The sequence below is a fragment of the Stenotrophomonas ginsengisoli genome, assembly GCF_001431485.1.
GTDB lineage: Bacteria > Pseudomonadota > Gammaproteobacteria > Xanthomonadales > Xanthomonadaceae > Stenotrophomonas > Stenotrophomonas ginsengisoli.
Map to the genome: position 1 here is coordinate 1 of NZ_LDJM01000005.1, position 21,911 is coordinate 21,911.

A 21,911-nucleotide genomic window follows, 5' to 3' on the forward strand; every position below is an offset into this window, starting at 1 on the left:
ACTCTGAGCGCCATGACGGAGCACCTGGTTTTCGACCGCGACGGACCCGCCGGTTACAAAGGCCGGAGCTGGCTTGGCATGGTCGGCTCCGCTGTCGTAATGGCACTGCATCTGACTGCACTGATGCTGATGCTGAGCCCGGCTGTGGCTCCCAAGGCCGCTGCTGAAAAAGAACGCACCGTGATGGTGACGCTGGTGGATGCCCCGCCGCCGCCGCCGCCGCCGCCGCCGCCGCCGCCGCCGGAAGACATCCCGCCGCCGCCGGTGAAGAATCTGGCACCGCCGAAGCCGTCGCCGATTCCGCCGCCGCCTGCTGCCCCGGTTGTCGATATCCCCGAGCCGCGCGCCACCGATATCGTGACCCCGCCGGCACCGCCTGCACCGCCGGCACCGCCGTCTGACATCGGCGCCAGCGTGGACATCTCGTCCAAGGCCATGAACCCGCCGCGCTACCCGCCGGCCGCCTTCCGCGCTGGTATCCAGGGCGAGGTGATCCTGATCATTGATGTCGACGCCAACGGCAACGTCACCAATGTGTCGGTCGAACGGTCCAGCCGTAACCGCGACCTCGACCGTGCCGCAATGGAAGCGGCCCGCAAGTGGAAGTTCAACGCTTCCATTGTCAATGGACAGAAGGCAGCTGGTCGCGTCCGCGTTCCGGTCAACTTTGCTCTGAACTAACAGTCGCCCGGCGGCAACTCCCGCTGCCACGACTTCGCAATACCCATTAACTCTTAACAAAGGTAAGCGTCATGCTGCAGGAAACCTTCATCGCCGCTGCTGGCGGAGCCAACGCTCTCTCGCAGATGGGCTTCGAACACATGATGGCCGAAATGGTCAGCAAGCCGGGTGATTTCGCCGTCTCCTGGATCGTGTTCCTGGTCCTGGTCTTCATGTCCGCCGCTTCGTGGTACTGGACTGTCATCAACATCTTCCGTTCCTCGCGCCTGAAGGCTGCTGCCGATCGCGTGCCGGCCAAGTTCTGGGATGCTCCGAATGCCCAGGCCGCCATCAGCGCCATGGAAGAAGAGCCGGCTTCCGAGCCGTTCTCCAAGATCGCCCTGGACGCTGCCCAGGCTGCTGCCCACCACTCGCGCGTTGAAAGCGCCGATGGCCTGAGCCGCTCGGAGTTCGTTGACCGCGCCCTGCGTCAGGCCGTTGTCCGTGAAACCGACGGCATCCAGGGCGGCATGATCCTGCTGGCCACCGTCGGTGCAACCGCTCCGTTCGTCGGCCTGCTGGGTACCGTGTGGGGCATCTACGGCGCACTGATCAAGATCGGCGCCACCGGTTCTGCCTCGATCGACGCCGTTGCCGGCCCGGTGGGTGAAGCCCTGATCATGACCGCCATCGGTCTGTTCGTTGCTATCCCGGCCGTGTTCGCCTTCAACTTCTTCTCGAAGATGAACAACGCTGTTGTCGGCAAGTTCGACTCGTTCGCCCACGACCTGCACGACTTCTTCGCCACCGGCTCGCGCGTTCGCTAAGCCTGTAACGAAGTCCTCAAGTCCAAGCAACGAATAGACGGAGCCGGTTATGGCCTTCAGTAGTGGAAACAGCGGCGGCCCGATGGCCGACATCAACGTCACGCCCCTGGTGGACGTGATGCTGGTGCTGCTGATCATCTTCATCATCACGGCACCCATGATGTCGCACAAGGTTCAGGTCGACCTGCCGCAGGCCAACCTGATCCAGGATCCGGAGTCGGCGGAAAAGCGCACCAACCCGATCACCATCGCGGTGACCGAGGATGGCTCGCTTTACTGGAACGATGAGCCGATCACGAAGGAGTCCATGGAGGCTCGTTTCGCGACCGAAGCTCAGAAGACCCCGCAGCCGCCGCTGAACCTGCGCGGTGACCGCACCACCAAGATGCGAGTCATCAACGAGGTTGCCAAGATCGCACAGGGTCAGGGCATGCTCGACATCGGCTTCGTCGCAACGAAAGAACAGGGGCAGTAAGCCATGGCATTCAGTTCCGGAAGCAAGGGGCCAATGGCCGACATCAACGTCACGCCGCTCGTCGACGTGATGCTGGTGCTCCTGATCATCTTCATCGTCACCGCGCCGGTCATGACCTACCCGATCGCCGTTGACCTGCCGCAGCGGGTGCTGAACCCGCCGCCGGTTACCCAAGAGCCGCCGCCGCCGATCGACATCCGCATCGACGCCAGCAACCAGGTCACGTGGAACAACTCGCCGGTAGCCGTGGGTGAACTGCAGCAGCGCATGGAGCAGGAAGTGCAGCGTGACCCGACCAACCAGCCCGAACTCCGCATCGACATCAACCCCGATTCGGAATATGAGCTGACGGCCAAGGTCATGGCTGCTGCGAAGAATGCTCAGATGAAGAAGATTGCCTTCGTCCAGTAATACTCGCTGTATCGCAAGACCTCAGTCATGACGCGACTGGAATGCCCCCGCCCAACAGCGGGGGCATTTTTTATGCCCGCCTTGCAGACGCGGATCGCCCAGGGCAGCCGGCAGAGGGGCCCGCCAAGATGTGGCCACCGAGCATGGCCGCAAAGCCGCGCAGGCCGCCGGCAAAGGGCAGGATCAGGTGATGGATGGGGAAGGGGGGCCGCAATGCTGCCCGCAACAGGGGACGCGCAGGAGGCTGGCCTGGACATCATGGCCACGCCTGCCTGCAGCCGGTGGGCGGCCGCAGGGGGGTGTGGCCGGGTCGTGGCGGTCTGGCGATGTCCAATGCACCCACACACCCACGCGTCAGGGGGAGGGCTCAGCTGTTGTTGGCACTGGGCTCAGGTTGTGGCCGGCAGCGCTGGTGCGCTGCAGGGCGGATGTTTCAAGCGGTGTGGATGGCTGCCAGGTAGGCCTTTACCGTGGCTGTCAGGCCGTCATACAGCGCTTCGCTGATCAGCGCATGGCCAATGGAGACCTCCTGCACACCCGGGACCTGGCGCAGGAACTCGGTCAGGTTGGCCTGGGACAGGTCGTGGCCGGCATTGATGCCCAGGCCGACCGCCGCCGCACGCCGCGCCGCCGTGGCAAACAGGGCCAGGCTGGCCTGCGCGCTGCCGTCGGCATGGGCCGCGGCGTAGGGGCCGGTATACAGCTCGATGCGGTCGGCACCGAGTTCGGCCGCACGCTCCAGCAACGGGTTTTCGGCATCGACAAACAGGCTGACGCGGCTGCCCAGCGCCTTGAACTCGGCAATCAGGGCCGCCAGTTGTTGCGGCTCGTGGCGGAAGTCGAAGCCGTGGTCGGAGGTCAGCTGGCCATCGCTGTCGGGCACCAGGGTGACCTGGGCCGGAAGGGTGCTGCGGCACAGGGCGAGCAGGCCGGGATAGCCGACGCGCGGCGGGGCAAACGGGTTGCCTTCGATGTTCAGTTCCACCTGCGCGGCGCGGCACAGGGCGTCCAGGGCCAACACGTCATCGGCGCGGATATGCCGGGCATCCGGGCGCGGGTGCACGGTGATGCCATGGGCACCGGCCTGCAGGCAGGTACGGGCAGCCTGCACCACGTCAGGCTCGCTGCCACCACGGGAGTTGCGCAGCACCGCGATCTTGTTGACGTTCACGCTCAACGCGGTACGGGGGGAAAGGCTCATGCGCTCAGGCTTCCTCGCCGGGGCGACGATGCCCCGGACGGTTGGGTTCATCGGGATCCAGCAGACCCGGCAGTGGGCGGTTGGCCTGGGCCAGGCTCAGGCCACGGCTCCAACCCAGTGCGGCGAGCAGGCTCAGCAGCAGGCTGCCGCCAAGCAGGCCGGAATGGCTGGTCAGGCAGGCCAGGGCAAACAGCGCGACGGCAGACAACAGCAGCAACCAGTGCATGGCCGGCTCCGGCAGACGGGGAGGGCAGAGTGTAGCGCCCGCCTGCCACGGCGGGCAGGGCCGTTACAGCAGCGGCGAGGCGAGGCGGGCGAAGCCCTCGGGCAGGCGGTCGCGCCACAGCGAGCGGTTGCGCGCCGGGGTCACTTCCACCGCCTGCTCGAACTCGGCCTGCAGCAGCTGCTCCAGTTCGCCGGTGATGGCCTTGTCGCGGATCATCATCGACAGCTCGAAGTTCAGGCGGAAGCTGCGGTGGTCGAAGTTGGCACTGCCCACGATGGACAGGTGGTCATCGGCGATGAAGGCCTTGGTGTGCAGCATGCGCGGGCCGTATTCGAAGATGCGTACGCCAGCGGCCAGCAGCTCGTCGAAGTAGGAGCGTGCGGCCAGGGTCACCAGCAGCGAGTCGCTGCGCTTGGGCACCAGCAAGCGGGTATCCAGGCCGCCCAGCGCGGCCGAGGTCAGGGCCATGCAGGCCGCTTCGCCGGGGACGAAATACGGGGTGACCAGCCAGACCCGGCGGCGGGCCTCGTGGATGGCCGCCACGTGCAGGCGGTGGATGGTCTCCCAGCCTGAATCCGGCCCGGAAACCAGCACCTGGGTCTGGATCTCGCGCGACGGCGGTTCGGGCGCCGGTGTGCGCGGCCACAGTTGTGCCGGCATCAGGGCCTGCTTCTTCTGGCCGCTGGCATAGAGCCAGTCCTCGATGAAGACCAGCTGCAGGTTGCGCACCACCGGGCCTTCCACCCGCATGTGCAGGTCGCGGTAGGCATCCTCGCGGATGCGCTCGTCCTGTTCGTCGGTGATGTTGATGCCGCCGGTGAAGGCGACCAGGCCATCGACGATCACCAGCTTGCGGTGGGTGCGCAGGTTCATCCACGGCCGTTTGAACGGGCGCAGCAGCTGGCTGGGGTGGAACCAGACCACCTCGGCGCCGGCGTCGAACAGCGGCTGCAGGAAGGCCTTGCGGATCTTGCTCGAGCCGATCGCATCGATCAGCAGGCGTACCTGCACACCGGCCCGGGCCCGCTCGACCAGGGCATCGCGCAGGGCGGTGCCGTTCTGCTCCGGGGTGAAGATGTAATACAGCAGGTGGACATGGTCACGTGCCTGCTGCACCGCCTCGATGATGGCCGGATACGCATTGCCACCGTCCACCAGCCATTGCAGCGAGGTGGCGGTGGTGGGCGGCAGGCCGGTGGTGGACTGGGCGATCTTGGCCAGCTCGCTGGCGTTCTCGTTGACCGGGCAGACCGCGCGGTAGCTGTTCATTTCCTCGCGGTGGCGGCCACGGCGGATGTTCTGTCGCTTCACCTTCTGCGGGCCGAGCAGGTAATAGATCAACAGGCCGATATAGGGCAGGGCGGCCAGGCTGAGCACCCAGCTCAGGGTGGCCACCGGTTCGCGCTTCTGCAGCACGATGTAGCCAACCAGCCACACCAGGTAGACCAGGTACAGGGCCAGCGCCACGCTGGCCAGGTGGGGGATGCTGGCCAGCCAGTCCCAGGCGTTCTTCAGGGAAGTGATCATGGCCCGATTCTAGGCAGTGTCGGGCGCAGGTGGCGTATAGCGGGGATTTATTTCATAAGTGTAATATATACCAATGAAGAAGATTCCTGCGCCATCACCGCTGGTCGGTGTGATGCTGTCGCGCCTGCAGCAGAGCCAGCAGCGCCATCCCGGTTTCCCGCGCGACCAGGCCGTGCTGGTGCGTCTGGTCAAGTTGCTGCACCGCCTGTTCAACGACAACGCCAACGCGCTGCTGCGCGAGCACGGCCTGAACCATCCCGAGTACAACGTGCTGATCATGCTGGACGGCAGCAGCGAGGGGTTGAGCCCGGGTGAGCTGGCCGAGGCCACCAGCGAGAAGGCGGCCAACACCACGCGCCTGGTGGACCAGCTGCTGGGCAAGGGCCTGGTCACGCGCAGCCCGTGCAATGACGACCGGCGCCGGCTGCTGGTGCGCCTGAGCCCGCAGGGCGAGGCTCTGCTGGAAGTGCTCATCCCGCTCATCGCGCGGCAGCTGGAGGGGTTTTTTGCGCCCCTGGCCGGTGATGAGCAGAGGCAGCTGGAGCAGCTGCTGCAGCAGGTGGTGGCCGGGGTGGAAGCCGGCCAATGAGTGGTGCGGCAAGTACAACGGGCAACGACCGGCAGGATGCGCTTGCCCGGGCAGCGCTGTGGCGCGAGGAAGGCCAGGTCTGGCTGTACATCGGCAAGACCCTGCTGGCCTTGTACCTGACGGCCTGGCTGGCGATGCGTCTGGCCATGCCCTCGCCGCTGACCTGCATGCTGACCGTGTTGATCGTGATGAACCGGCAGACCGGGCTGGTGCTGGCCAAGGCCTTCTACCGTGGGCTGGGCACCCTGCTGGGCTGTATCGGTGGGGTTGCGCTGGTGGCCCTGTTTCCGCAGCAGCCGTTGCTGTTGCTGCTGGCCATGGCCCTGTGGGCCGGGGCGATGGCGGCCGGGGCCATGCTCAACCGCAACCTGCGTGCCTACACCTTTGTCCTGGCCGGTTACACGGTGGCGATGATCGTGCTGCCGTCGGTCAACGACCCGGCAGGCGTGTTCGATACCGCCATCTGGCGTCTGGCCGAGGTCGGCCTGGGTCTGGTGGTGGCCAGCTGTGTATTCGACATTGCCTGGCCCAACCGCCTGCACCAGCCCTTGCGTGGGCTGTCCCAGGCCAAGGGCAAGGCCTTGCTGGCGCTGGTCGGCAAGGTCGCCGTGCAGGGGCTGGAGGATGGCCAGGGGCTGGCATCGCAAGCGCGGGCGCTGGGTGCCAAGGCCGTCGCGCTGGAAGACCTGCGCAGTGTGGCCCTGTTCGATGACCCATCCGTGCGCGCCAGTGACGGCATGCTGCGTCAGCTCAACCAGCGCTACCTGCATGTGCTGTCGCGGCTGCAGCTGTTGCAGCGTGCCTGGCAGCGCAGCCCGGAGCAGGAGCGGCTGCGCCTGGACGCGGCGTTGCGCGCGCTGCCGCCCGGCCTTGCCGATGCCGACCCGCAGCAGGGCGACCTGGTGCCGGCCGTGCAGCGCTGGCGTGAGGGGCTGGCAGCAGGGCATGCCGGTGAAGGGCCGGCCCTGGTCGAGTTTGCCGATGTCCTGGTCGATTACCTGCAACTGGCCGCCGCCAGTGATGTGGACCAGGGCCATCGCCTGCCGCAACGGCTGCGGCGCGCCCCGCCGGCTTTCGTGCGGGTGACCGACCCGCTGGCGGTGCTGCTCACCTTCACCCGCGCGGCACTGGTGATGCTGGTGATGGGCCTGCTGTGGATTGCCAGTGGCTGGAACAGTGGTTCCACCGCCCTGTTCGGCATCGTGGCCCTGCTGTGCATGCTGTCTGCGGCGCCGCAGCCGGCCCTGATCGCCCGCCAGATCTGCCTGGGCCACACCCTGGCACCGGTGCTGGCCCTGCTGCTGTATTCGGTGCTGCCGATCCTGCCGACCTTCGGCCTGCTGGTGCTGGGCAGCCTGCCGTTGCTGCTGCTGATCCTGCGTATCGGTGCCCATCCGCCGCTGGCACCGCTGGGCATGGCCCTGAACATGGGGGTGATGGTGGCTCTGGGGCTGGGCCTGGCTCCGACGTTGAACCCGCAGTTCTATCTCAACGATGCCCTGGCCATTGCCGCGGGGGCCGGGATTGCCCTGCTGGCCTTCATCCTGATGCCCAACCTGACCGGCAGCCGTGGCCAGCGTCGGCGCCTGCACCGCTTGCTGCGCCTGCAGGTGGCCCTGGCCGCGCACGCGCCGCTGCGTGGCTTGCCGCAGCGCTTTGACAGCCGCATGCAGGATTTGCTGCTGCAGCTGGGCAACCTCAGCGCCCCGGGCAGCGTGGCCGCGCGCCGGTTGGACCAATGGATGGGCCAGATCCACCAGGTGGGCCAGAGCGTGATCGGCCTGCGCCAGTGGCAGGCCGCCCAGCCGCGCTTGGCGGCGGCCCCCAGGCGGGCCCTGCGCGAGCTGCTTGATGCCCTGGCCCAGCTGTACCGCCAGCCCGGCCCCGGCCAGCGCCAGCAGGCCATGGCCGCCCTGGCCACGGCCCGGCAGCAGCTGGATGCTGCCCCCGCCCAGCGTCTGCTGGCCCAGCTGGACGTGGAATTGAACCAGGGCCACCGGGCGTTGTGCCCGGCCCCGATTGTTGCCGGAGCTGCCCATGCCGCTTGAGTTTTCCCTGGCCGGCATCTACCTGCCGGCACCGTTGGTGCTGGCCGTGCTGTCGCTGCCGTTCTACCTGTTGCTGGATGTCGTGCTGGCGCGGTTGGGGGTCTACCGCCGCGCGCTGCATCCCTCCTTGTTGCGCATCGCCTTGTTCGTGGTGGTTTACGCCAGCGCGGTGCTGATCCTGCTGTGAGTGAATTGCCATGAAGAATGCAAACGTCGTACGGATGTCGATAACCGCCGTGGTGGTCCTGCTGGCCCTGCTGCTGGCCTGGCTGGCCTGGCACCACTACATGCTCAGCCCCTGGACGCGTGATGCGCGGGTACGGGCCGAGGTGGTGCGCATTGCCCCGGATGTGCCCGGCCGGGTCAGCCAGGTGCTGGTGCAGGACAACCAGATGGTCGAGCAGGGCCAGCTGCTGTATGTGATCGACCCGCAGCCTTACGAACTGGCCGTGGCCAGTGCCCGGGCCGACCTGGCCGCGGCCACTGCCGCCGCCCGCAATGCCGGGGCCAGTGTGGCGGCGGCCAGTGCGGGCATCGCCGCCAGTGCCGCCGAACAGCAGATGCGCCAGCAGCAGGCCGCGCGCCGCGCCGGCCTGGGCGACCTGGTCTCGCGTGAGGCCCGTGATGATGCTGCCGCCCAGGCGCGTGCGGCCACTGCCGGGCTAGCCCAGGCCCAGGCCAACCGGCAGGCGGCATCGGCCGGCCAGCAGCAGGCGCTGGCCAGCGTGGAACAGGCGTCCGTAGCGCTGGCCCGGGCCGAACTGGAGCTGCAACGCACCCAGGTGCGCGCGCCGCGGGCCGGTACGGTGACCAACCTGGATGTCCGCCAGGGCGACTGGGCCAGTGCCGGCCAGGCGCGCATGGCCCTGGTCGGTACCCAGTCGATGTGGGTGTATGCCTATTTCGAGGAAACCAAACTGCCGGCCATCCATGTCGGCGATGTGGTGGACATCCAGCTGATGGCCGGCGGCACCCACCTGCGGGGCCGGGTCGAGGGCATTGCCACCGGTATTGCCGACGCCGCCAGCCCGACCGCAGACAACCTGCTGGCCGATGTGCAGCCCACCTTCAACTGGATCCGCCTGGCCCAGCGCATTCCGGTGCGGGTCGGGATCGATCCGGCCAGCATGCCCGAAGGCACCCTGCTGGCGGCCGGCATGAGCGCCAGCGTGCGCGTGTTGCCCACGCGCAACTGAACCCGGGGCGTTGTCCGGCGCAGCGTCTGCGACGCGGTCACGGCATGCTGTGGGCATGGACAACAACCGGCCAATCAAGGGCCGTGGCAGCCACAGCCGGCTGCCCGGGCGCTTCGAGATCACCACCAGCGAGGCGGTGGATGATGGCTGGTGCGCCGATCAGAGCGAGGAATTTGCCGCGCCGCGCCTGCGCACCCTGGTGCACGAGGAAACCGCGCGCAGCATCCTCAGCCGCAACAACTCGCCGGACGTGGGCTTTGATGTTTCGCTCAACCCGTACCGGGGCTGCGAGCATGGCTGCTCGTATTGCTTTGCCCGGCCCAGCCACGCCTATTTGAATCTGTCGCCGGGGCTGGATTTCGAGACGCAGATATTTGCCAAGACCAACGCCGCCGAGCGTTTGCGGCATACCTTGTCACGCCCGGGTTACCGCCCCCAACCAATTGCGCTGGGGATCAATACCGATGCCTACCAGCCGATCGAGCGCAGTCGGCAGATCACCCGCCAATGCCTGCAGGTGCTGCATGACTGCCGTCACCCGGTCAGCCTGATCACCAAGAACGCATTGATCGAGCGCGACATCGACCTGCTCGCCGACATGGCAGCGGACAACCTGGTCAGTGTGGCGTTTTCGGTGACCACCCTGGATGCGCATCTGTCAGCACGACTGGAACCGCGTGCCAGCGCCCCGCATGCCCGTCTGCGGGCAATCCAGCGCCTGTCGGCGGCGGGCATTCCGGTGTCGGTGATGGTGGCCCCGGTGATCCCGTGGATCAACGATGCCGAACTGGAAGCGGTGCTGCAGGCGGCCTGGGATGCGGGGGCGCGGCGGGCAGGCTATGTGCTGCTGCGCCTGCCGCACGAGGTGGCGCCACTGTTCCGGGACTGGCTGGCGGCGCACTACCCGCAGCGGGCGGCCCATGTGATGAGCACCGTGCAGCAACTGCGTGGCGGCAAGGATTACGACAGTGCGTTCGGCCAGCGCATGCGTGGCCAGGGCGTGTATGCACAACTGCTGGCCCGGCGTTTTGCCCTGGCCTGCCAGCGCCTGGGCTACGGGGCCAGTGCCGCGCAGTGGCAGGCGCTGGACTGCAGCCGTTTTGTGGCGCCGGCCGTGCCGCGTCCGCCGTCGCCCCAGGGCGAGTTGTTCTGAGTTGCCCCCATCCTGTGGATAACCCTGTGTGAAGGTCGTGGGTTGCCCACAGGAAAAGGCGGCAAATCGTCGGCTAGCCGACGTAGAGGGACTCGGCGCGCTGGAACAGGATCCAGCTGGTGGCGATGAACTTGTCCCCGTCCCGGGGCCGGTTGCCGCGGTGGGTATGGGTGAAGGCGGTCGGGGCGATCAGCAGGCTGCCGGTGCGCGGGGCGATCTTGCGCTGCTGGTACAGGAACTCGGTTTCCCCTTCGGCAAAATCATCGTTCAGATACAGCGTCCACAGCAGGTGGCGGTGCAGGGTCTCGGCCTGGGCATCGCGGGGATACAGCTCGCAGTGCCAGTACGGGTAGCCGCCCTCGTTGGCGCGGTACCACTGCAGGTTCACCGCGCCCGGGCGGAAACAGGTCTGGGCCAGTTGTCCCAGGGCCTGGTCATCCATGCCGGTCACATCCTCGGCGCCGAGCCGGCGGCTGCCACCGTCCACCGGCACCTGCAGCATCAGCGGTGAAATCAGAGCTTGTGGATAAGTACGTAGATAAGCCTGCAGGCCGGCAAACACGGCCTGCTGGATCACCGCATTGGCCTGGGCCCATTCCGGTTGCCCGGCCAGGCGCAGGTCACGGCTGTGCTTGAGCTCGGGAAACACCCCGCCGCCCACCTCGCCGGGTCGCAGGCCTTGGGATTGCTGCATCTGCGCCACGATGGCGGCGCAGGTGGCCGGGTCCACGGCGTTGTCGATGACTTCGATGAAATCGCTCATGGCCCAAGCCTAGCAGCGCAACGGCAAGCCTTGACAGAGGGCATAAACAATTGTGGACAACTTTGTGCGTCGCATCGCAGATGCGTGGAACCAGAACATGTTTCACGCCGCGTATTGACCCGAAACCCTTTCAGCACAAGGGCTTCAAAGAAAACAGGCAGGGCAGCCAATGCTGCCCTGCCTGTGGATAACCGTGTGGAAGAGGCTTATTCGGCCTGATCGGCATTGCGGTGGTAACGGGTGGCTTCGGCCACTTCGTTCTTCGAGCCGAGGAACACCGGCACGCGCTGGTGCAGGGCGGTCGGCTCGATCTCCAGGATGCGCTCGCGGCCGTTGGTGGCCGCACCGCCGGCCTGCTCGACCAGAAAGCCCATCGGGTTGGCTTCGTACATCAGGCGCAGCTTGCCCGGCTTGGACGGGTCCTTCTTGTCCCACGGGTAGATGAAGATGCCGCCGCGGGTCAGGATGCGGTGCACGTCGGCCACCATCGAGGCGATCCAGCGCATGTTGAAGTTCTTGCCGCGCGGGCCGGTTTCGCCGGCCAGCAGGTGCTCCACATAGGACTGCATGGCCGGTTCCCAGTGGCGCTGGTTGGACATGTTGATGGCAAATTCCTTGGTGTCCTCGGGAATCTGCATGCCACGCTGGGTCATCAGGAAGGTGCCGCTCTCGCGGTCCAGGGTGAAGGCGTGGGTGCCGTGGCCGACGGTCAGCACCAGGGTGGTCTGCGGGCCATACACGGCATAGCCGGCAGCGACCTGGGCGGTACCCGGCTGCAGGAAGTCCGCATCACCGGGGATTTCGACCCCGGCCGGCTTGCGCAGCACCGAGAAGATGGTGCCCACCGACACGTTCACGTCGATGTTGGAGCTGCCGTCCAGCGGGTCGAACAGCAGCAGGAAGTCGCCGTGCGGGTACTCGGCCGGCATCGGCGTGGAGTGGTCCATTTCTTCCGAAGCGCAGGCGGCCAGGTGGCCACCCCAGGCATTGGCTTCCAGCAGGATGTCGTTGGAGATCACATCCAGCTTCTTCTGGGCCTCGCCCTGGATGTTGCCGGTACCGGCATCGCCGAGCACGCCGCCCAGCGCACCCTTGCCCACGGTGATGGAGATCAGGTTGCAGGCGCGGGCGACGATGGCGATGAGCTGGCGCAGGTCGGCGGTGATGCGGCCGGCTTGCTGCTCTTCGACCAGGAAGCGGGTCAACGAGGTACGGGACATCGGAAGGGCTACCTTCAGCGGAAAGGAGGCGCATATTGTCGCCCCTTGCCGGCCCCTTTACGAGGTGCCCAAAGACACAAAGCCCCGGGAAGTTGCCTGTCCGGGGCTTTGGTTCAGTGCGTTGCGCGTGGCTGGATCAGCCGCGGCTGACCTCGTACACGGCCTTGGCCACGTAATCCAGGCTCTTGCTGCTCAGTGCGGCCACGCAGATGCGGCCGGTGCCCACGGCGTAGATGCCGTAGTCCTGGCGCAGCTTTTCCACCTGCTCACGGCTCAGGCCGGAGTAGGAGAACATGCCGGCCTGCTGCTGGATGAAGTTGAATTCCGGGGCGCCCAGCTCGGCCAGCTTGTTGACCAGGCCCGAGCGCAGGTCCTGGATGCGGGTGCGCATCTGGCCCAGTTCGTCTTCCCACAGCGCGCGCAGTTCGCTGGAACCCAGCACGCCGGCCACCAGCGCGGCACCATGGGTGGACGGGCTGGAGTAGATGGTGCGGATGATGCGCTTGATGTGCGACTGCACGGCCTTGGTCTGGCCGGCATCGGCGGCCACCACCGACAGCGCACCGACGCGCTCGCCGTACAGCGAGAACGACTTGGAGTAGGAATTGGCCACGATGAAGCTGTCGATGCCGGCCTCGGCAACGATGCGCACGGCCGCGCCGTCCTCGGCAATGCCCTTGTCAAAGCCCTGGTAGGCCATGTCGATGAACGGGAACAGGCCGCGTTCCTTCAACAGGGCAGCCACCTGCTTCCACTGCGCCTGGCTCAGGTCCGCGCCGGTCGGGTTGTGGCAGCAGGCGTGCAGCAGCACCACGGTGCCCGGCTCCAGCTTGGCCAGGTCGGCCAGCATGCCGTCGAAGTCCACGCCGTGGGTGGCGGCATCGAAGTAGGTGTAGTCCTTGACGGTGAAACCGGCAGCGCCGAACACCGCGCGGTGGTTTTCCCAGCTCGGGTTGGAGATGGCCACGGTGGCATGCGGCAGACTCTGGGCCAGCAGCTCGGCACCCACGCGCAGGGCACCGGAACCGCCGATGGTCTGGGTGGTGGCCACACGGCCGGCAGCCACCAGTTCCGATTCGGCGCCGAACACCAGCGCGCGGGTGGCGTTGGTGTAGGTGGCCAGGCCATCGATCGGCAGGTAGCCGCGCGGGCGGCCGGCAGCGGCGAGCTGCTCCTCGATCTTGCGCACGGCGGCCAGCAGCGGAATGCGGCCGTCCTCGTCGTAGTAGATGCCCACGCCCAGGTTGACCTTGGTGGCGCGCGAATCAGCGTTGTAAGCATCGGTCAGGCCCAGGATCGGGTCACCGGGAACTTGTTCGACATGTGCAAAGACGGACACGGCAGTACTCGTTAAAGACAGTGGCGGGAGGAGGACAGCAAGGTGTGCCAAGGTTGGCGTAAAAGCTCCTCATCCTAACAGGGCCTGAGGTCATGCGCGGTCAGGGTTGCAGCTGAAACCGGCTGCACCGGCTGCCGGTTTGCGAAGCGGGCCGCAGCGGCGATCATGAGCCGATGAACAGTGCCTTCCTGCTTGCCACCGCCCTGTTGCCGGGCACCTCCACGCCCCCCCCATCGGCCACCACGCTGGATGCACTGGAGGTGCGCGCGCTGGGGATCGCCGGGCGTCCTGCCTTCGACTTGCCGGCCACTGCCAGTGTGGTGCGGGTGGGCGAGGACCCGGCCACCGGTGTGGTGGACCTGACCGGGGCGTTTGCCGGCATTCCCGGGGTGCTGGCGCGTGACCGCCACAACCGTGCCCAGGACCTGCAGCTGTCCATCCGCGGCTATGGCGCCCGTTCCACCTTCGGCGTGCGCGGGATCCGGGTGCTGGCCGATGGCCTGCCTGCCGGTGCGCCGGATGGCCAGTCCCAGCTGACCCAGTTCAACCTGCTCGGGGTGGAACGCATCGAAGTGGTACGCGGCCCGTTTGCAGCCCTGCACGGCAATGCAAGTGGTGGGGTGGTGCAGCTGCTCGGCCGTGCCGGCCAGGCCGGTGATCCGTGGTGGCTGCAGGTGCAGGCCGGCAGTCATGGCGAGGCCATGCTCGGGGCCCGCCTGCAGGGCGGCAGTGCCGGCTTTGGCTACAGCGTGGTGCCCGTGCACTGGCGCAGCGGTGGCGCCCGCGACCACAGCAGTGCGCAGCGCAGCAGCCTGTCCGGCCGCTTTGACTGGACACTGCCGGGCAGCGGCAACCTGGCCGTGTTCGTGCAGCATTTCGATGCGCCCGATGCCCAGGACCCACGCGCCCTGACCGATGCCGAATGGCGCGCCGACCCGCGCCAGGCTGCCGCCGTGGCGCGCACCTTCAACACCCGCAAGTCGGTGGCCCAGGACCAGCTCGGCATGGTCTGGGAACAGCCGCTGGGCACCGGCCAATGGCGCCTGGCGGCCCATGCCGGCCAGCGCGAGGTGCTGCAGTTCCTGGCCATCCCTGCCGCCGCCCAGGCCAATCCCCTGCATGGCGGTGGCGTGGTGGACCTGGACAGTGACTACGCCGGGCTGGACCTGCGCCTGTCCGGCCAGCCGCATCCGGCCTGGCAATGGAGTGCCGGCCTCAACAGCGAGGGCCAGCGCCAGCAGCGGCGCGGCTGGGAGAACTTCATCGGCCGGCAGCTGGGTGTGCGGGGGCGCCTGCGGCGGGACCAGAGCGACACGGTGTGGAACCTGGACGGCCATGCCCAGTTGGCCTGGCAGCCGGCCGCGCACTGGCAGCTGCAGGCCGGCCTGCGCCACAGCCGGGTGCAGTTTGCTTCCCAGGACCGTTACATCGGCCCCGGCAACCCGGATGACAGCGGACGTACGGCCTACCACCGCACCACCCCGGTGGCCGGGCTCAGTTTTGCCCCGGCCGCCCACTGGCGCTGGCACCTGGCCGTGGGCCGTGGGCTGGAGACGCCGACCTTCAACGAACTGGCCTACCGTGCCGATGGCGCGCCGGGCCTGGCCCTGGACCTGCGCGCCGCCCGCAGCCAGCAATGGGAAAGCGGCCTGCGCTGGCAGGGCGACGGGGCGGCCCGGGCCGGCCTGACCGTGTTCCAGGCCGATACCGATGACGAACTGGCGGTGCTGGCCAGCAGTGGTGGGCGCAGTGCCTACGGCAACATCGGCAGCACCCGCCGCCAGGGATGGGAACTGGAACTGCAATGGCCGCTGCGCGAGCAGCTGCAGCTGCAGCTGGCCTGGACCCGCCTGGATGCCTCGCTGCGGGCCTGTGGCAAGCAGGGCTGTGCCGGCCTGCAGCCCGGTGCGCGTCTGCCGGCCACGGTGCGTGATGCCGTGCAGCTGCAGTTGCAGGGGCAGGCGGCGGCCTGGCAGTGGCAGCTGGGGGCGGCCGCGCTGTCGGCGATGCCGGCCGATGATGCCAACCTGGCCCGGGCTCCTGGCCATGTGCTGCTGGATGCCGGCATCAGCCGGGAGTGGGACAGTGCGGCCGGGCCACTGCAGCTGTCGCTGTCGGCGGCCAACCTGACCGACCGCCGCCATGTGGCTTCGGTGGTGGTCAACGATGGCAACGGGCGCTACTACGAACCCGGTGCCGGGCGCAGCCTGCGTCTGGGCCTGCGCTGGCGCTTCGAGCGGCTGAACAGCGCGCGCTGACAGCCCGCCCACAATGCGCTCACTGCTGGCTAACAGGGCGCGGCGTACAGCTGGGCGCCCCGATGTGACCGGAGTGCACCCACATGTACCGGCAGCCGCAGATCACCGCCCCGGCATGGCTCAATGCCCACACCCCCCCGTTGCTGCCTGCGCGGCACTCCTGCCCGGGTCTGCAGGCCTGGCTGCTGGCCGATTACCAGCGCCGGGCCCGTAGCGGCCTGCGCTGGAGTGATGTCGGCCCGGCCTACCTGATCGCCGTGCAGTGCCATCGCGCCTGTTGGCCCAGCGATGGTGATGGCTGGGACGATACCCTGGCCGAGCACTGGGAGGCCGCGCGGGGTGATTCGCGGCTGGACTGGTCCCAGGCCCGCAGCATCGTGCAGGAGGCCTGGCATGCCATCGCCAGTCTGCCTGGCGAGGCACCGGCGACGCGGCGTCAGTAAGCGGGCCGGCTGTCAGCTGCCGAGCACGGCGGCCTGGGCGGCCAGCGCGCGAATCGCGGCGTAGTCGCCGGCCTGCAGCAGGTTGCGCGGGGTCAGCCAGGAACCGCCCACGCACAGCACATTGGGCTGGGTCAGGTAGTCACGCGCGTTGGCCGCGCTGATGCCGCCGGTGGGGCAGAAGCGCACATCGGCAAACGGGCCGTTCCAGGCCGAGAGCAGGGCGGTGCCACCGGCCGCGGCCGCCGGGAAGAACTTGAAGGTGTCCGCGCCGTGTTCCAGCCCGCGCATGATGTCGCTGCCGCTGGCCACGCCGGGCAGCAGCGGCAGGTCCTGCTCGCGGGAGGCAAAGTACAGCGCGTCGGTGGCGCCGGGAGACACTGCAAAACGGCCACCGGCGGCCTTGACCGCGGCCAGCTGTGCCGGCTCCAGCACGGTGCCGGCCCCGACCACCGCATCGGGCACGGCCTGCACCATCGCCGCGATTGCTTCCAGTGCCACCGGCGTGCGCAGGGTCACCTCGATCACCGGCAGGCCGCCGTCCAGCAGGGCCTGGGCCACCGCGACCGCCTCGTCCACCGATTCCGGGGTGTAGACCGGGATCACCGGAGCCAGGCGCAACATCGCACGCAGGCGGGGATCGGAACGGGACATGGCATTACCTCGACAGCGGGCTGCCCGGGAGCCGGGCGGGGCAGTCATGCTACCCCTTGTTGCCGCGCTTGCACCGGCCGTTGCGTCGCCTCAATCTGTGATCCATCGCACATCCATGGCAGGGGGCCACATGTCGAGCAGTGTTCAGGCGCTGGAGCTGCGCCAGCGGCAGTTGCGTGACGGGCAGGACGAGGCGATGCGTACCCGGCTGCACCGCGCCTTGAGCTGGCTGCGTCGCGCCGGGCAGGAAGACGACGATGACGATGCGCGCTTCCTGTTCCTGTGGGTGGCCTTCAATGCCGCCTACGCCGGCCAATTCACCGATGAAGGCAAGGAGCTGCTCAAGGCCCGTGTGTTCATCGACCGCCTGCTGGCGCTGGACCACGGGCGGCGCATCCACGCGTTGCTGTTCCAGCGCTTCAGCGGCCCGGTGCGCACCCTGCTGGACAACCGCTATGTGTATGCGCCGTTCTGGCGTGCCCTGGCCAACCATGACGGCAGCGAGCGCTGGAAGCAGAGCTTCGAGGAGAGCAAGCGCATGGCCATGCGTGCGCTGGTGGACCAGGCCACCGACATCTGCCTGATGCTGGTGCTGGAGCGCCTGTATGTGCTGCGCAACCAGCTGGTGCACGGGGGAGCCACCTGGCGCAGCTCGGCCAACCGCAGCCAGTTGCGTGACGGGGTGGGGCTGCTGGGCACCCTGGTGCCGCTGATGCTGGAGCTGATGATGGAAGCAGACAGCGCGCAGCAGGAAGGTTTCGGCCCGGTGGCCTACCCGTGGTTGCCCAGCATGCAGGCCGACCGCGCCTGAGTTTCAGGCGTCTGCGGCCAGTGCCTGTGGCCTGGGCCAGTAGCGGCCGTTACTGTCGGCCTGGAACACCGTGCATTGCTGCAGACGGCGCTGGTAGACATGCAGGGACACGGCCACCTTTTTCGGATCGGGGTTGTACACGCTGTGGTACTGCGCGGTGCCCTGCAGCCCGGCGCAGTCGCCGGCGCACTGGCGCTGGCTGGCCCCGCGGGCAAAGCGCCAGCCGGCATCATCATCGGCTTCCAGCAGCTGCCAGTCGGTGACTTCCAGCTGGCCGGACCACACCGCCTCCACACACCAGCGCCCGTCATGGTCATGCACCGGTGCGCCCTGTCCCGGTGCCCAGACCATGGCCACCACGCAATAGCCATGCTCGCGGCTGCAGTACAGCTCGTGGCGCGCGTAATGCTCCGGATGCGGACGGTAGGCAAGGGCCGGCAGCTGCACCTGGGCATCGCCCACCAGCAGGGGCAGGGCGGCACGCACGCCGGCATAGGCATGGGCGGCGCTGCGTCCGGCCACTGCGGTGTCCAGTACCTGCACCAGTTTCTGCAAGCCGGGCAGGACCTGATCGTTTCCCTTGATCATCGCCATGAGCCGCAGTCTAGGACAGCCGGGTTAACAGACCGTTGGCCGCAAGCTGCGGCTCAGACATCGCCGGCATCGCTCCAGCCCTGGCCGTTGCCACGCTGGAACACTCGGTCGCTGGGCAGGACATCACCGGCGGCGATGGCCGGTGCGCTGGCCAGCCGGGCATACAGCGGGGCAAAGTCAGTGGCGGTGGCCGCCATCAGCTCATCGAAGCTGTCGATGACGAAATAGGTCTTCTGGAAGGTATCGATGCGGTAGCGGGTGCACATGATCCGTTCCAGCCCGAAGCCGATCCGGTTGGGCGCGGTCGATTCCAGGCTGTAATGCGATTCGCCGGCCGAGGACACAATCCCGGCGCCGTAGATGCGCAGGCCGTCGGCGGTGTTGATCAGGCCGAATTCCACCGTGTACCAGTACAGGCGGGTCAGGTTCTGCAGGGCCTGCTCGCCGAACTGCTGCGCGGCGCGCACGCCGCCGGCGCCGTAGGCCTGCATGTAATCGGCAAAACGGGGCTCCATCAACAGCGGCACGTGGCCGAACAGGTCGTGGAACAGGTCCGGCTCGGCGATGTAGTCGATCTGCTCGGGGCGACGGATCCACCAGGTCACCGGGAAGCGGCGGTTGGCCAGGTGCTCGAAGAAATCCAGTTCCGGCAGCAGGCCTTCCACCCCGATCAGGGTCCAGCCGGTGGCCGCCTGCAGGATGCGGTTGAGCTGGTCAAAGCGCGGGATGTGCGCATCGTCCATGCCCATCGCATCCTGCGCGTCCAGAAACTCCTGACACGCACGGCCGAGGAGCAGTTCGCGCTGGCGCCGGTACAGGGTGCCCCAGGTGGCGTGGTCGTCGCTGCTGTAACTGTCCCAGGGCTGGGTCACGATGGCGGTGGTGTACACCGGCACATGGCCCTTGTCGGTGTGCTGGTGTTCGACGCGGCGGGGTGTGCTGTCCATGGGATCGGGGCCGGATTGCGGGTCAGCCCCTGATGCTAGTCACAGTGCCGCGCAACAAGGGTGCGTAGTTGCATTGATCTGGCTTTGTGACGCAACAATATTGCGCATATCTCATGGTGCAAGGCAGTAAACATGTCGAACATCGCGCTTGACCGCACAGACCTGCGGCTGTTGGCCGAAATCCAGCGGCATGGCCGCGCCACCAACGCCGAGCTGGCGCAACGGGTGAACCTGTCGCCCTCGGCCTGCCTGCGCCGGGTGCAGCGGCTGGAGACGGACGGTGTGATCGGTGGCTACGGGGCCTGGCTGCAGCCGCGGGCGATCGGCCTGGGCCTGCAGGCCTTTGTGCGCGTGCAGCTGTCCAAGCACGGCAAGGAAGCCATTGCCCATTTCATCGATGCCGTGGCGCTGTGGGATGAGGTGGTGGCCTGCCATGCCCTGACCGGCGACATGGATTATTTGCTGCACGTCTACGTGCGAGACCTGGACCACTTCTCCGCCTTCCTGCTGGACAAGCTGCTCAACGCCGCCGGGGTGGCCGACGTCAATTCCAGCTTCGTGCTGCGTACGGTCAAGGAATTCCGCGCCCTGCCGTTGTCACAGCTCGAACGGGGTTGAGTTCTGGTCAGTGCAACCGGGGCAAGGGCGCGATCTCTCGCGCGCATCGACAAGGTGAGAGCATTGACTGAGTGGCACGGTTGCAGTCGCCACCGGTATTGATGTTGGCCGGCAGGGCCTGGGCTTGCGGGCTGATGGGCATCCAGATGGCCGGGTCGTGAGTCAGGGGATGGAGACCATGCGCACGCACAGGTGCTGGGCATTGCCGGCCGATTCACCCTGGGGGTACACGCTGACCTGCAACCCGGGTTTGCTGAATGTTTCGTGCTGCAGCCGGCCATGTTCACCGAGCACCGCAGAGCGCTGCAGGCCCAGGCCCTGCAGTCTTGCGGCGAATGCGGCGTAGTCCAGCTGGCACAGCGGCTGCATCGAGGCAGCCTCGTCGCTGGGGTTGAAGCTCAGTTCAAATCGCGGTTTTTGCTGGGTGTCCAGCAGCACGCCGTAATTCCAGCTGTCATCCAGACGCACACCGAAGCCATACCGAGGGCTACCGTCGGTGGCCTGCTGCAGGGTTTGGCCCATATGCCGGCCGACGTGCTCGACGCTCAGGTCGGACAACTGCTGGCTGTCCTGGATCAGGCCAAGCACGGCCAGCAAGGCTGTTGGCGCATCCCGGGGTGCTTGGCGGGTGCCGTTCGAGGTGCTTTTTTCCGGGGCAGCAGTGGTTGCCGGGTCATGGCTACAGGCGACCAGGCCGGCCAGGCTGATGGACAGGGCAAGGGTCACGGAAGAGGAGGGCATGGCAACGGTTGTGCTCCGTTTGCTTGACGAGCAGCGGCAGCATCGCGGGCTCGGACATGGCATATCGCCGGGATGCCCACACCTTGGCACAGGCCTGGCCACTCTTGCCGCGCGGAAGTTCACAAATCGACCGGCTGTTGCCGGCCTGATGCCGCGGGCAGCAAGCCAAGCGGTTTACTGCCGCGTGTCGCACATCGCTTCGTTGCCGCGCAGCTTGTCCACCCGCGAGCGGGCTTCCAGGCAGGCCTGGCGGGCCTGTTGCTGCTGCGAGAGCTGGGCGCGGGCGGCACTGTTGGCGGCCTGCTGCTTCTGCGCACGCACCCGGGCCACGGCGGCACGGATCTGCGGCATCGCTGCCTGGGCGGCCTTTTCGCCTTCGACAATGGCACGCCCGCGCTGGGCAAAATCGGCCGCGCCGATATCCAGCACGTTGGGGCGGATGATCACCTCGGCACGTGCCAGTTCCTGCTCACCCAGGCGCTGGCCCATGATCGCGATGGACTGGTTGACCGTGCCCAGCAGGCCATCCGGGCGCTGGCCCGAGGCACGCGAGGAAATGTCCACCGCGATCACCACCTCGGCGCCGAGCTGGCGTGCCGCATCCACCGGCACCGGCGAGACCACGCCGCCATCGACATAGGTCTTGCCGCTGATGGACACCGGCTCGAACACGCCGGGAATCGAGCTGGAGGCGCGCACGGCCTGGCCGGTGTTGCCACGGGTGAACACGGTGCGCTCGCCGGTTTCCAGTTGGGTGGCCACCACCGCCAGCGGCTTGCGCATCTGCTGCAGGTTGCGGTTGCCGAGCAGGCCGTTGATGTAGTCCTGCAGCTTCTGGCCCTGGATCACCCCGCCGGAGAACAGGCGCACGTCGCGGATCTCGGCCTGGTCCAGGGCCACGGCCTTTTCCTGCATCTCGAAAGCATTCATGCCGCTGGCATACAGGGCGCCGACCACGCTGCCGGCGCTGGTGCCGGAGATCACCACCGGCTCGAAGCCGTTGGCCTCGAGCATCTTGATCACGCCGATGTGGGCAAAGCCCTTGGCCGCACCACCGCCCAGGGCCACGCCGATCTTGACCGGTGCCACCGGGGCATTGGCCACCGGCGCGGCCGGCCGGGTGTTGTCACCGCCGCAGGCGGCCAGCAGCAGGGTGAGGGCGGAAGCAACGGCGGCAAGACGGATCGAAGCCATGGTGGTAACGCGGGCAGTG

The 21,911-nt window shown here is 67.5% G+C and carries 24 protein-coding genes; 13 read left to right on the top strand and 11 right to left on the bottom strand.

Going from position 1 to position 21,911, the window contains the following annotated elements; translation table 11 throughout:
• Nucleotides 1-12 precede the first annotated feature (12 nt).
• The 4 genes from ABB30_RS01205 (at nucleotide 13) to ABB30_RS01220 (ending at nucleotide 2,373) form a co-directional block, all read left to right on the top strand.
• Nucleotides 13-681: an energy transducer TonB gene (locus ABB30_RS01205; RefSeq protein ID WP_057636423.1), complete on the top strand. Its 669-nt coding sequence runs from the start codon at nucleotides 13-15 to the stop codon at nucleotides 679-681.
• Between the two features lie 71 nt (nucleotides 682-752).
• Nucleotides 753-1,487 (top strand): TonB-system energizer ExbB, encoded by a 735-nt coding sequence (gene exbB, locus ABB30_RS01210; protein WP_057636424.1) that lies wholly within the window; start codon nucleotides 753-755, stop codon nucleotides 1,485-1,487.
• Nucleotides 1,488-1,536: 49 nt separating this feature from the next.
• On the top strand, nucleotides 1,537-1,962 hold the full coding sequence (locus ABB30_RS01215; protein ID WP_057636425.1) for an ExbD/TolR family protein: 426 nt from the start codon (nucleotides 1,537-1,539) through the stop codon (nucleotides 1,960-1,962).
• Between the two features lie 3 nt (nucleotides 1,963-1,965).
• Nucleotides 1,966-2,373 (top strand): ExbD/TolR family protein, encoded by a 408-nt coding sequence (locus ABB30_RS01220; RefSeq protein ID WP_057636426.1) that lies wholly within the window; start codon nucleotides 1,966-1,968, stop codon nucleotides 2,371-2,373.
• Nucleotides 2,374-2,806: 433 nt separating this feature from the next.
• Here ABB30_RS01220 and ABB30_RS01225 read toward each other — a convergent pair whose 3' ends face one another.
• The 3 genes from ABB30_RS01225 to cls all read right to left on the bottom strand — a co-directional run bounded on the left by ABB30_RS01225 (nucleotide 2,807) and on the right by cls (nucleotide 5,327).
• Nucleotides 2,807-3,574, bottom strand: a complete 768-nt coding sequence (locus tag ABB30_RS01225; protein WP_057636427.1) for a pyridoxine 5'-phosphate synthase — start codon at nucleotides 3,572-3,574, stop codon at nucleotides 2,807-2,809.
• 4 nt (nucleotides 3,575-3,578) lie between these two features.
• The gene (locus tag ABB30_RS01230) at nucleotides 3,579-3,800 is read right to left on the bottom strand and encodes a hypothetical protein (protein WP_057636428.1); all 222 of its coding nucleotides are present in this window, start codon (nucleotides 3,798-3,800) and stop codon (nucleotides 3,579-3,581) included.
• A gap of 63 nt (nucleotides 3,801-3,863) precedes the next feature.
• The gene (gene cls / locus ABB30_RS01235) at nucleotides 3,864-5,327 is read right to left on the bottom strand and encodes a cardiolipin synthase (protein ID WP_057636429.1); all 1,464 of its coding nucleotides are present in this window, start codon (nucleotides 5,325-5,327) and stop codon (nucleotides 3,864-3,866) included.
• 73 nt (nucleotides 5,328-5,400) lie between these two features.
• Here cls and ABB30_RS01240 point away from each other — a divergent pair, with 73 nt between their 5' ends.
• Genes ABB30_RS01240 through ABB30_RS01260 form a run of 5 tightly spaced genes read left to right on the top strand, consistent with a single transcriptional unit; the run spans nucleotide 5,401 to nucleotide 10,313 of the window.
• Nucleotides 5,401-5,916: a MarR family winged helix-turn-helix transcriptional regulator gene (locus ABB30_RS01240; protein WP_057636430.1), complete on the top strand. Its 516-nt coding sequence runs from the start codon at nucleotides 5,401-5,403 to the stop codon at nucleotides 5,914-5,916.
• Nucleotides 5,913-7,964, top strand: a complete 2,052-nt coding sequence (locus tag ABB30_RS01245; protein WP_057636431.1) for an FUSC family protein — start codon at nucleotides 5,913-5,915, stop codon at nucleotides 7,962-7,964. Before ABB30_RS01240 ends, ABB30_RS01245 begins: the two co-directional genes overlap by 4 nt.
• The gene (locus ABB30_RS01250; protein WP_057636432.1) at nucleotides 7,954-8,151 is read left to right on the top strand and encodes a DUF1656 domain-containing protein; all 198 of its coding nucleotides are present in this window, start codon (nucleotides 7,954-7,956) and stop codon (nucleotides 8,149-8,151) included. Before ABB30_RS01245 ends, ABB30_RS01250 begins: the two co-directional genes overlap by 11 nt.
• A 10-nt stretch (nucleotides 8,152-8,161) precedes the next feature.
• Nucleotides 8,162-9,160, top strand: coding sequence for an HlyD family secretion protein (locus tag ABB30_RS01255; protein WP_057636433.1), 999 nt, complete (start codon nucleotides 8,162-8,164; stop codon nucleotides 9,158-9,160).
• Between the two features lie 55 nt (nucleotides 9,161-9,215).
• A complete protein-coding gene (locus ABB30_RS01260) occupies nucleotides 9,216-10,313 on the top strand; it encodes a PA0069 family radical SAM protein (protein WP_057636434.1) in 1,098 nt (365 codons plus the stop codon).
• Between the two features lie 73 nt (nucleotides 10,314-10,386).
• Here the strand turns inward: ABB30_RS01260 and ABB30_RS01265 are convergent, their stop codons facing one another.
• The 3 genes from ABB30_RS01265 to ABB30_RS01275 form a co-directional block, all read right to left on the bottom strand.
• Nucleotides 10,387-11,076, bottom strand: a complete 690-nt coding sequence (locus ABB30_RS01265; protein WP_057636435.1) for a 2OG-Fe(II) oxygenase — start codon at nucleotides 11,074-11,076, stop codon at nucleotides 10,387-10,389.
• A gap of 206 nt (nucleotides 11,077-11,282) precedes the next feature.
• Nucleotides 11,283-12,296 carry a class 1 fructose-bisphosphatase gene (locus ABB30_RS01270; RefSeq protein ID WP_057636436.1) on the bottom strand — a complete coding sequence of 338 codons (1,014 nt, stop codon included), beginning with the start codon at nucleotides 12,294-12,296 and terminating at the stop codon, nucleotides 11,283-11,285.
• Nucleotides 12,297-12,432: 136 nt separating this feature from the next.
• Complete coding sequence (locus ABB30_RS01275) at nucleotides 12,433-13,635, bottom strand: amino acid aminotransferase (RefSeq protein ID WP_057636437.1); 1,203 nt, start codon at nucleotides 13,633-13,635, stop codon at nucleotides 12,433-12,435.
• 173 nt (nucleotides 13,636-13,808) lie between these two features.
• On the opposite strand from ABB30_RS01275, the gene ABB30_RS01280 reads away from it, so the two are divergent.
• Both ABB30_RS01280 and ABB30_RS01285 read left to right on the top strand, forming a co-directional pair.
• Nucleotides 13,809-15,893: a TonB-dependent receptor family protein gene (locus tag ABB30_RS01280; RefSeq protein WP_057636438.1), complete on the top strand. Its 2,085-nt coding sequence runs from the start codon at nucleotides 13,809-13,811 to the stop codon at nucleotides 15,891-15,893.
• A gap of 83 nt (nucleotides 15,894-15,976) precedes the next feature.
• Complete coding sequence (locus ABB30_RS01285; protein WP_057636439.1) at nucleotides 15,977-16,336, top strand: hypothetical protein; 360 nt, start codon at nucleotides 15,977-15,979, stop codon at nucleotides 16,334-16,336.
• A 12-nt stretch (nucleotides 16,337-16,348) separates the two neighbouring features.
• Here ABB30_RS01285 and eda read toward each other — a convergent pair whose 3' ends face one another.
• Nucleotides 16,349-16,987: a bifunctional 4-hydroxy-2-oxoglutarate aldolase/2-dehydro-3-deoxy-phosphogluconate aldolase gene (eda, locus tag ABB30_RS01290; protein ID WP_057636440.1), complete on the bottom strand. Its 639-nt coding sequence runs from the start codon at nucleotides 16,985-16,987 to the stop codon at nucleotides 16,349-16,351.
• Nucleotides 16,988-17,117: 130 nt separating this feature from the next.
• Here eda and ABB30_RS01295 point away from each other — a divergent pair, with 130 nt between their 5' ends.
• Nucleotides 17,118-17,798, top strand: a complete 681-nt coding sequence (locus tag ABB30_RS01295) for a HEPN domain-containing protein (protein ID WP_057636441.1) — start codon at nucleotides 17,118-17,120, stop codon at nucleotides 17,796-17,798.
• 3 nt (nucleotides 17,799-17,801) lie between these two features.
• Here ABB30_RS01295 and ABB30_RS01300 read toward each other — a convergent pair whose 3' ends face one another.
• Nucleotides 17,802-18,386: a cysteine dioxygenase family protein gene (locus tag ABB30_RS01300; RefSeq protein ID WP_161808810.1), complete on the bottom strand. Its 585-nt coding sequence runs from the start codon at nucleotides 18,384-18,386 to the stop codon at nucleotides 17,802-17,804.
• Nucleotides 18,387-18,445: 59 nt separating this feature from the next.
• Nucleotides 18,446-19,339 carry a phenylalanine 4-monooxygenase gene (gene phhA / locus ABB30_RS01305; RefSeq protein ID WP_057636443.1) on the bottom strand — a complete coding sequence of 298 codons (894 nt, stop codon included), beginning with the start codon at nucleotides 19,337-19,339 and terminating at the stop codon, nucleotides 18,446-18,448.
• 132 nt (nucleotides 19,340-19,471) lie between these two features.
• Between phhA and ABB30_RS01310 the strand changes: the two genes are divergently transcribed.
• Nucleotides 19,472-19,957, top strand: coding sequence for an Lrp/AsnC family transcriptional regulator (locus ABB30_RS01310; protein WP_057636444.1), 486 nt, complete (start codon nucleotides 19,472-19,474; stop codon nucleotides 19,955-19,957).
• 162 nt (nucleotides 19,958-20,119) lie between these two features.
• Here the strand turns inward: ABB30_RS01310 and ABB30_RS01315 are convergent, their stop codons facing one another.
• Both ABB30_RS01315 and ABB30_RS01320 read right to left on the bottom strand, forming a co-directional pair.
• Nucleotides 20,120-20,698: a hypothetical protein gene (locus tag ABB30_RS01315; protein ID WP_152980488.1), complete on the bottom strand. Its 579-nt coding sequence runs from the start codon at nucleotides 20,696-20,698 to the stop codon at nucleotides 20,120-20,122.
• A 174-nt stretch (nucleotides 20,699-20,872) separates the two neighbouring features.
• Nucleotides 20,873-21,892, bottom strand: coding sequence for a patatin-like phospholipase family protein (locus ABB30_RS01320; protein WP_057636446.1), 1,020 nt, complete (start codon nucleotides 21,890-21,892; stop codon nucleotides 20,873-20,875).
• Nucleotides 21,893-21,911 lie beyond the last annotated feature (19 nt).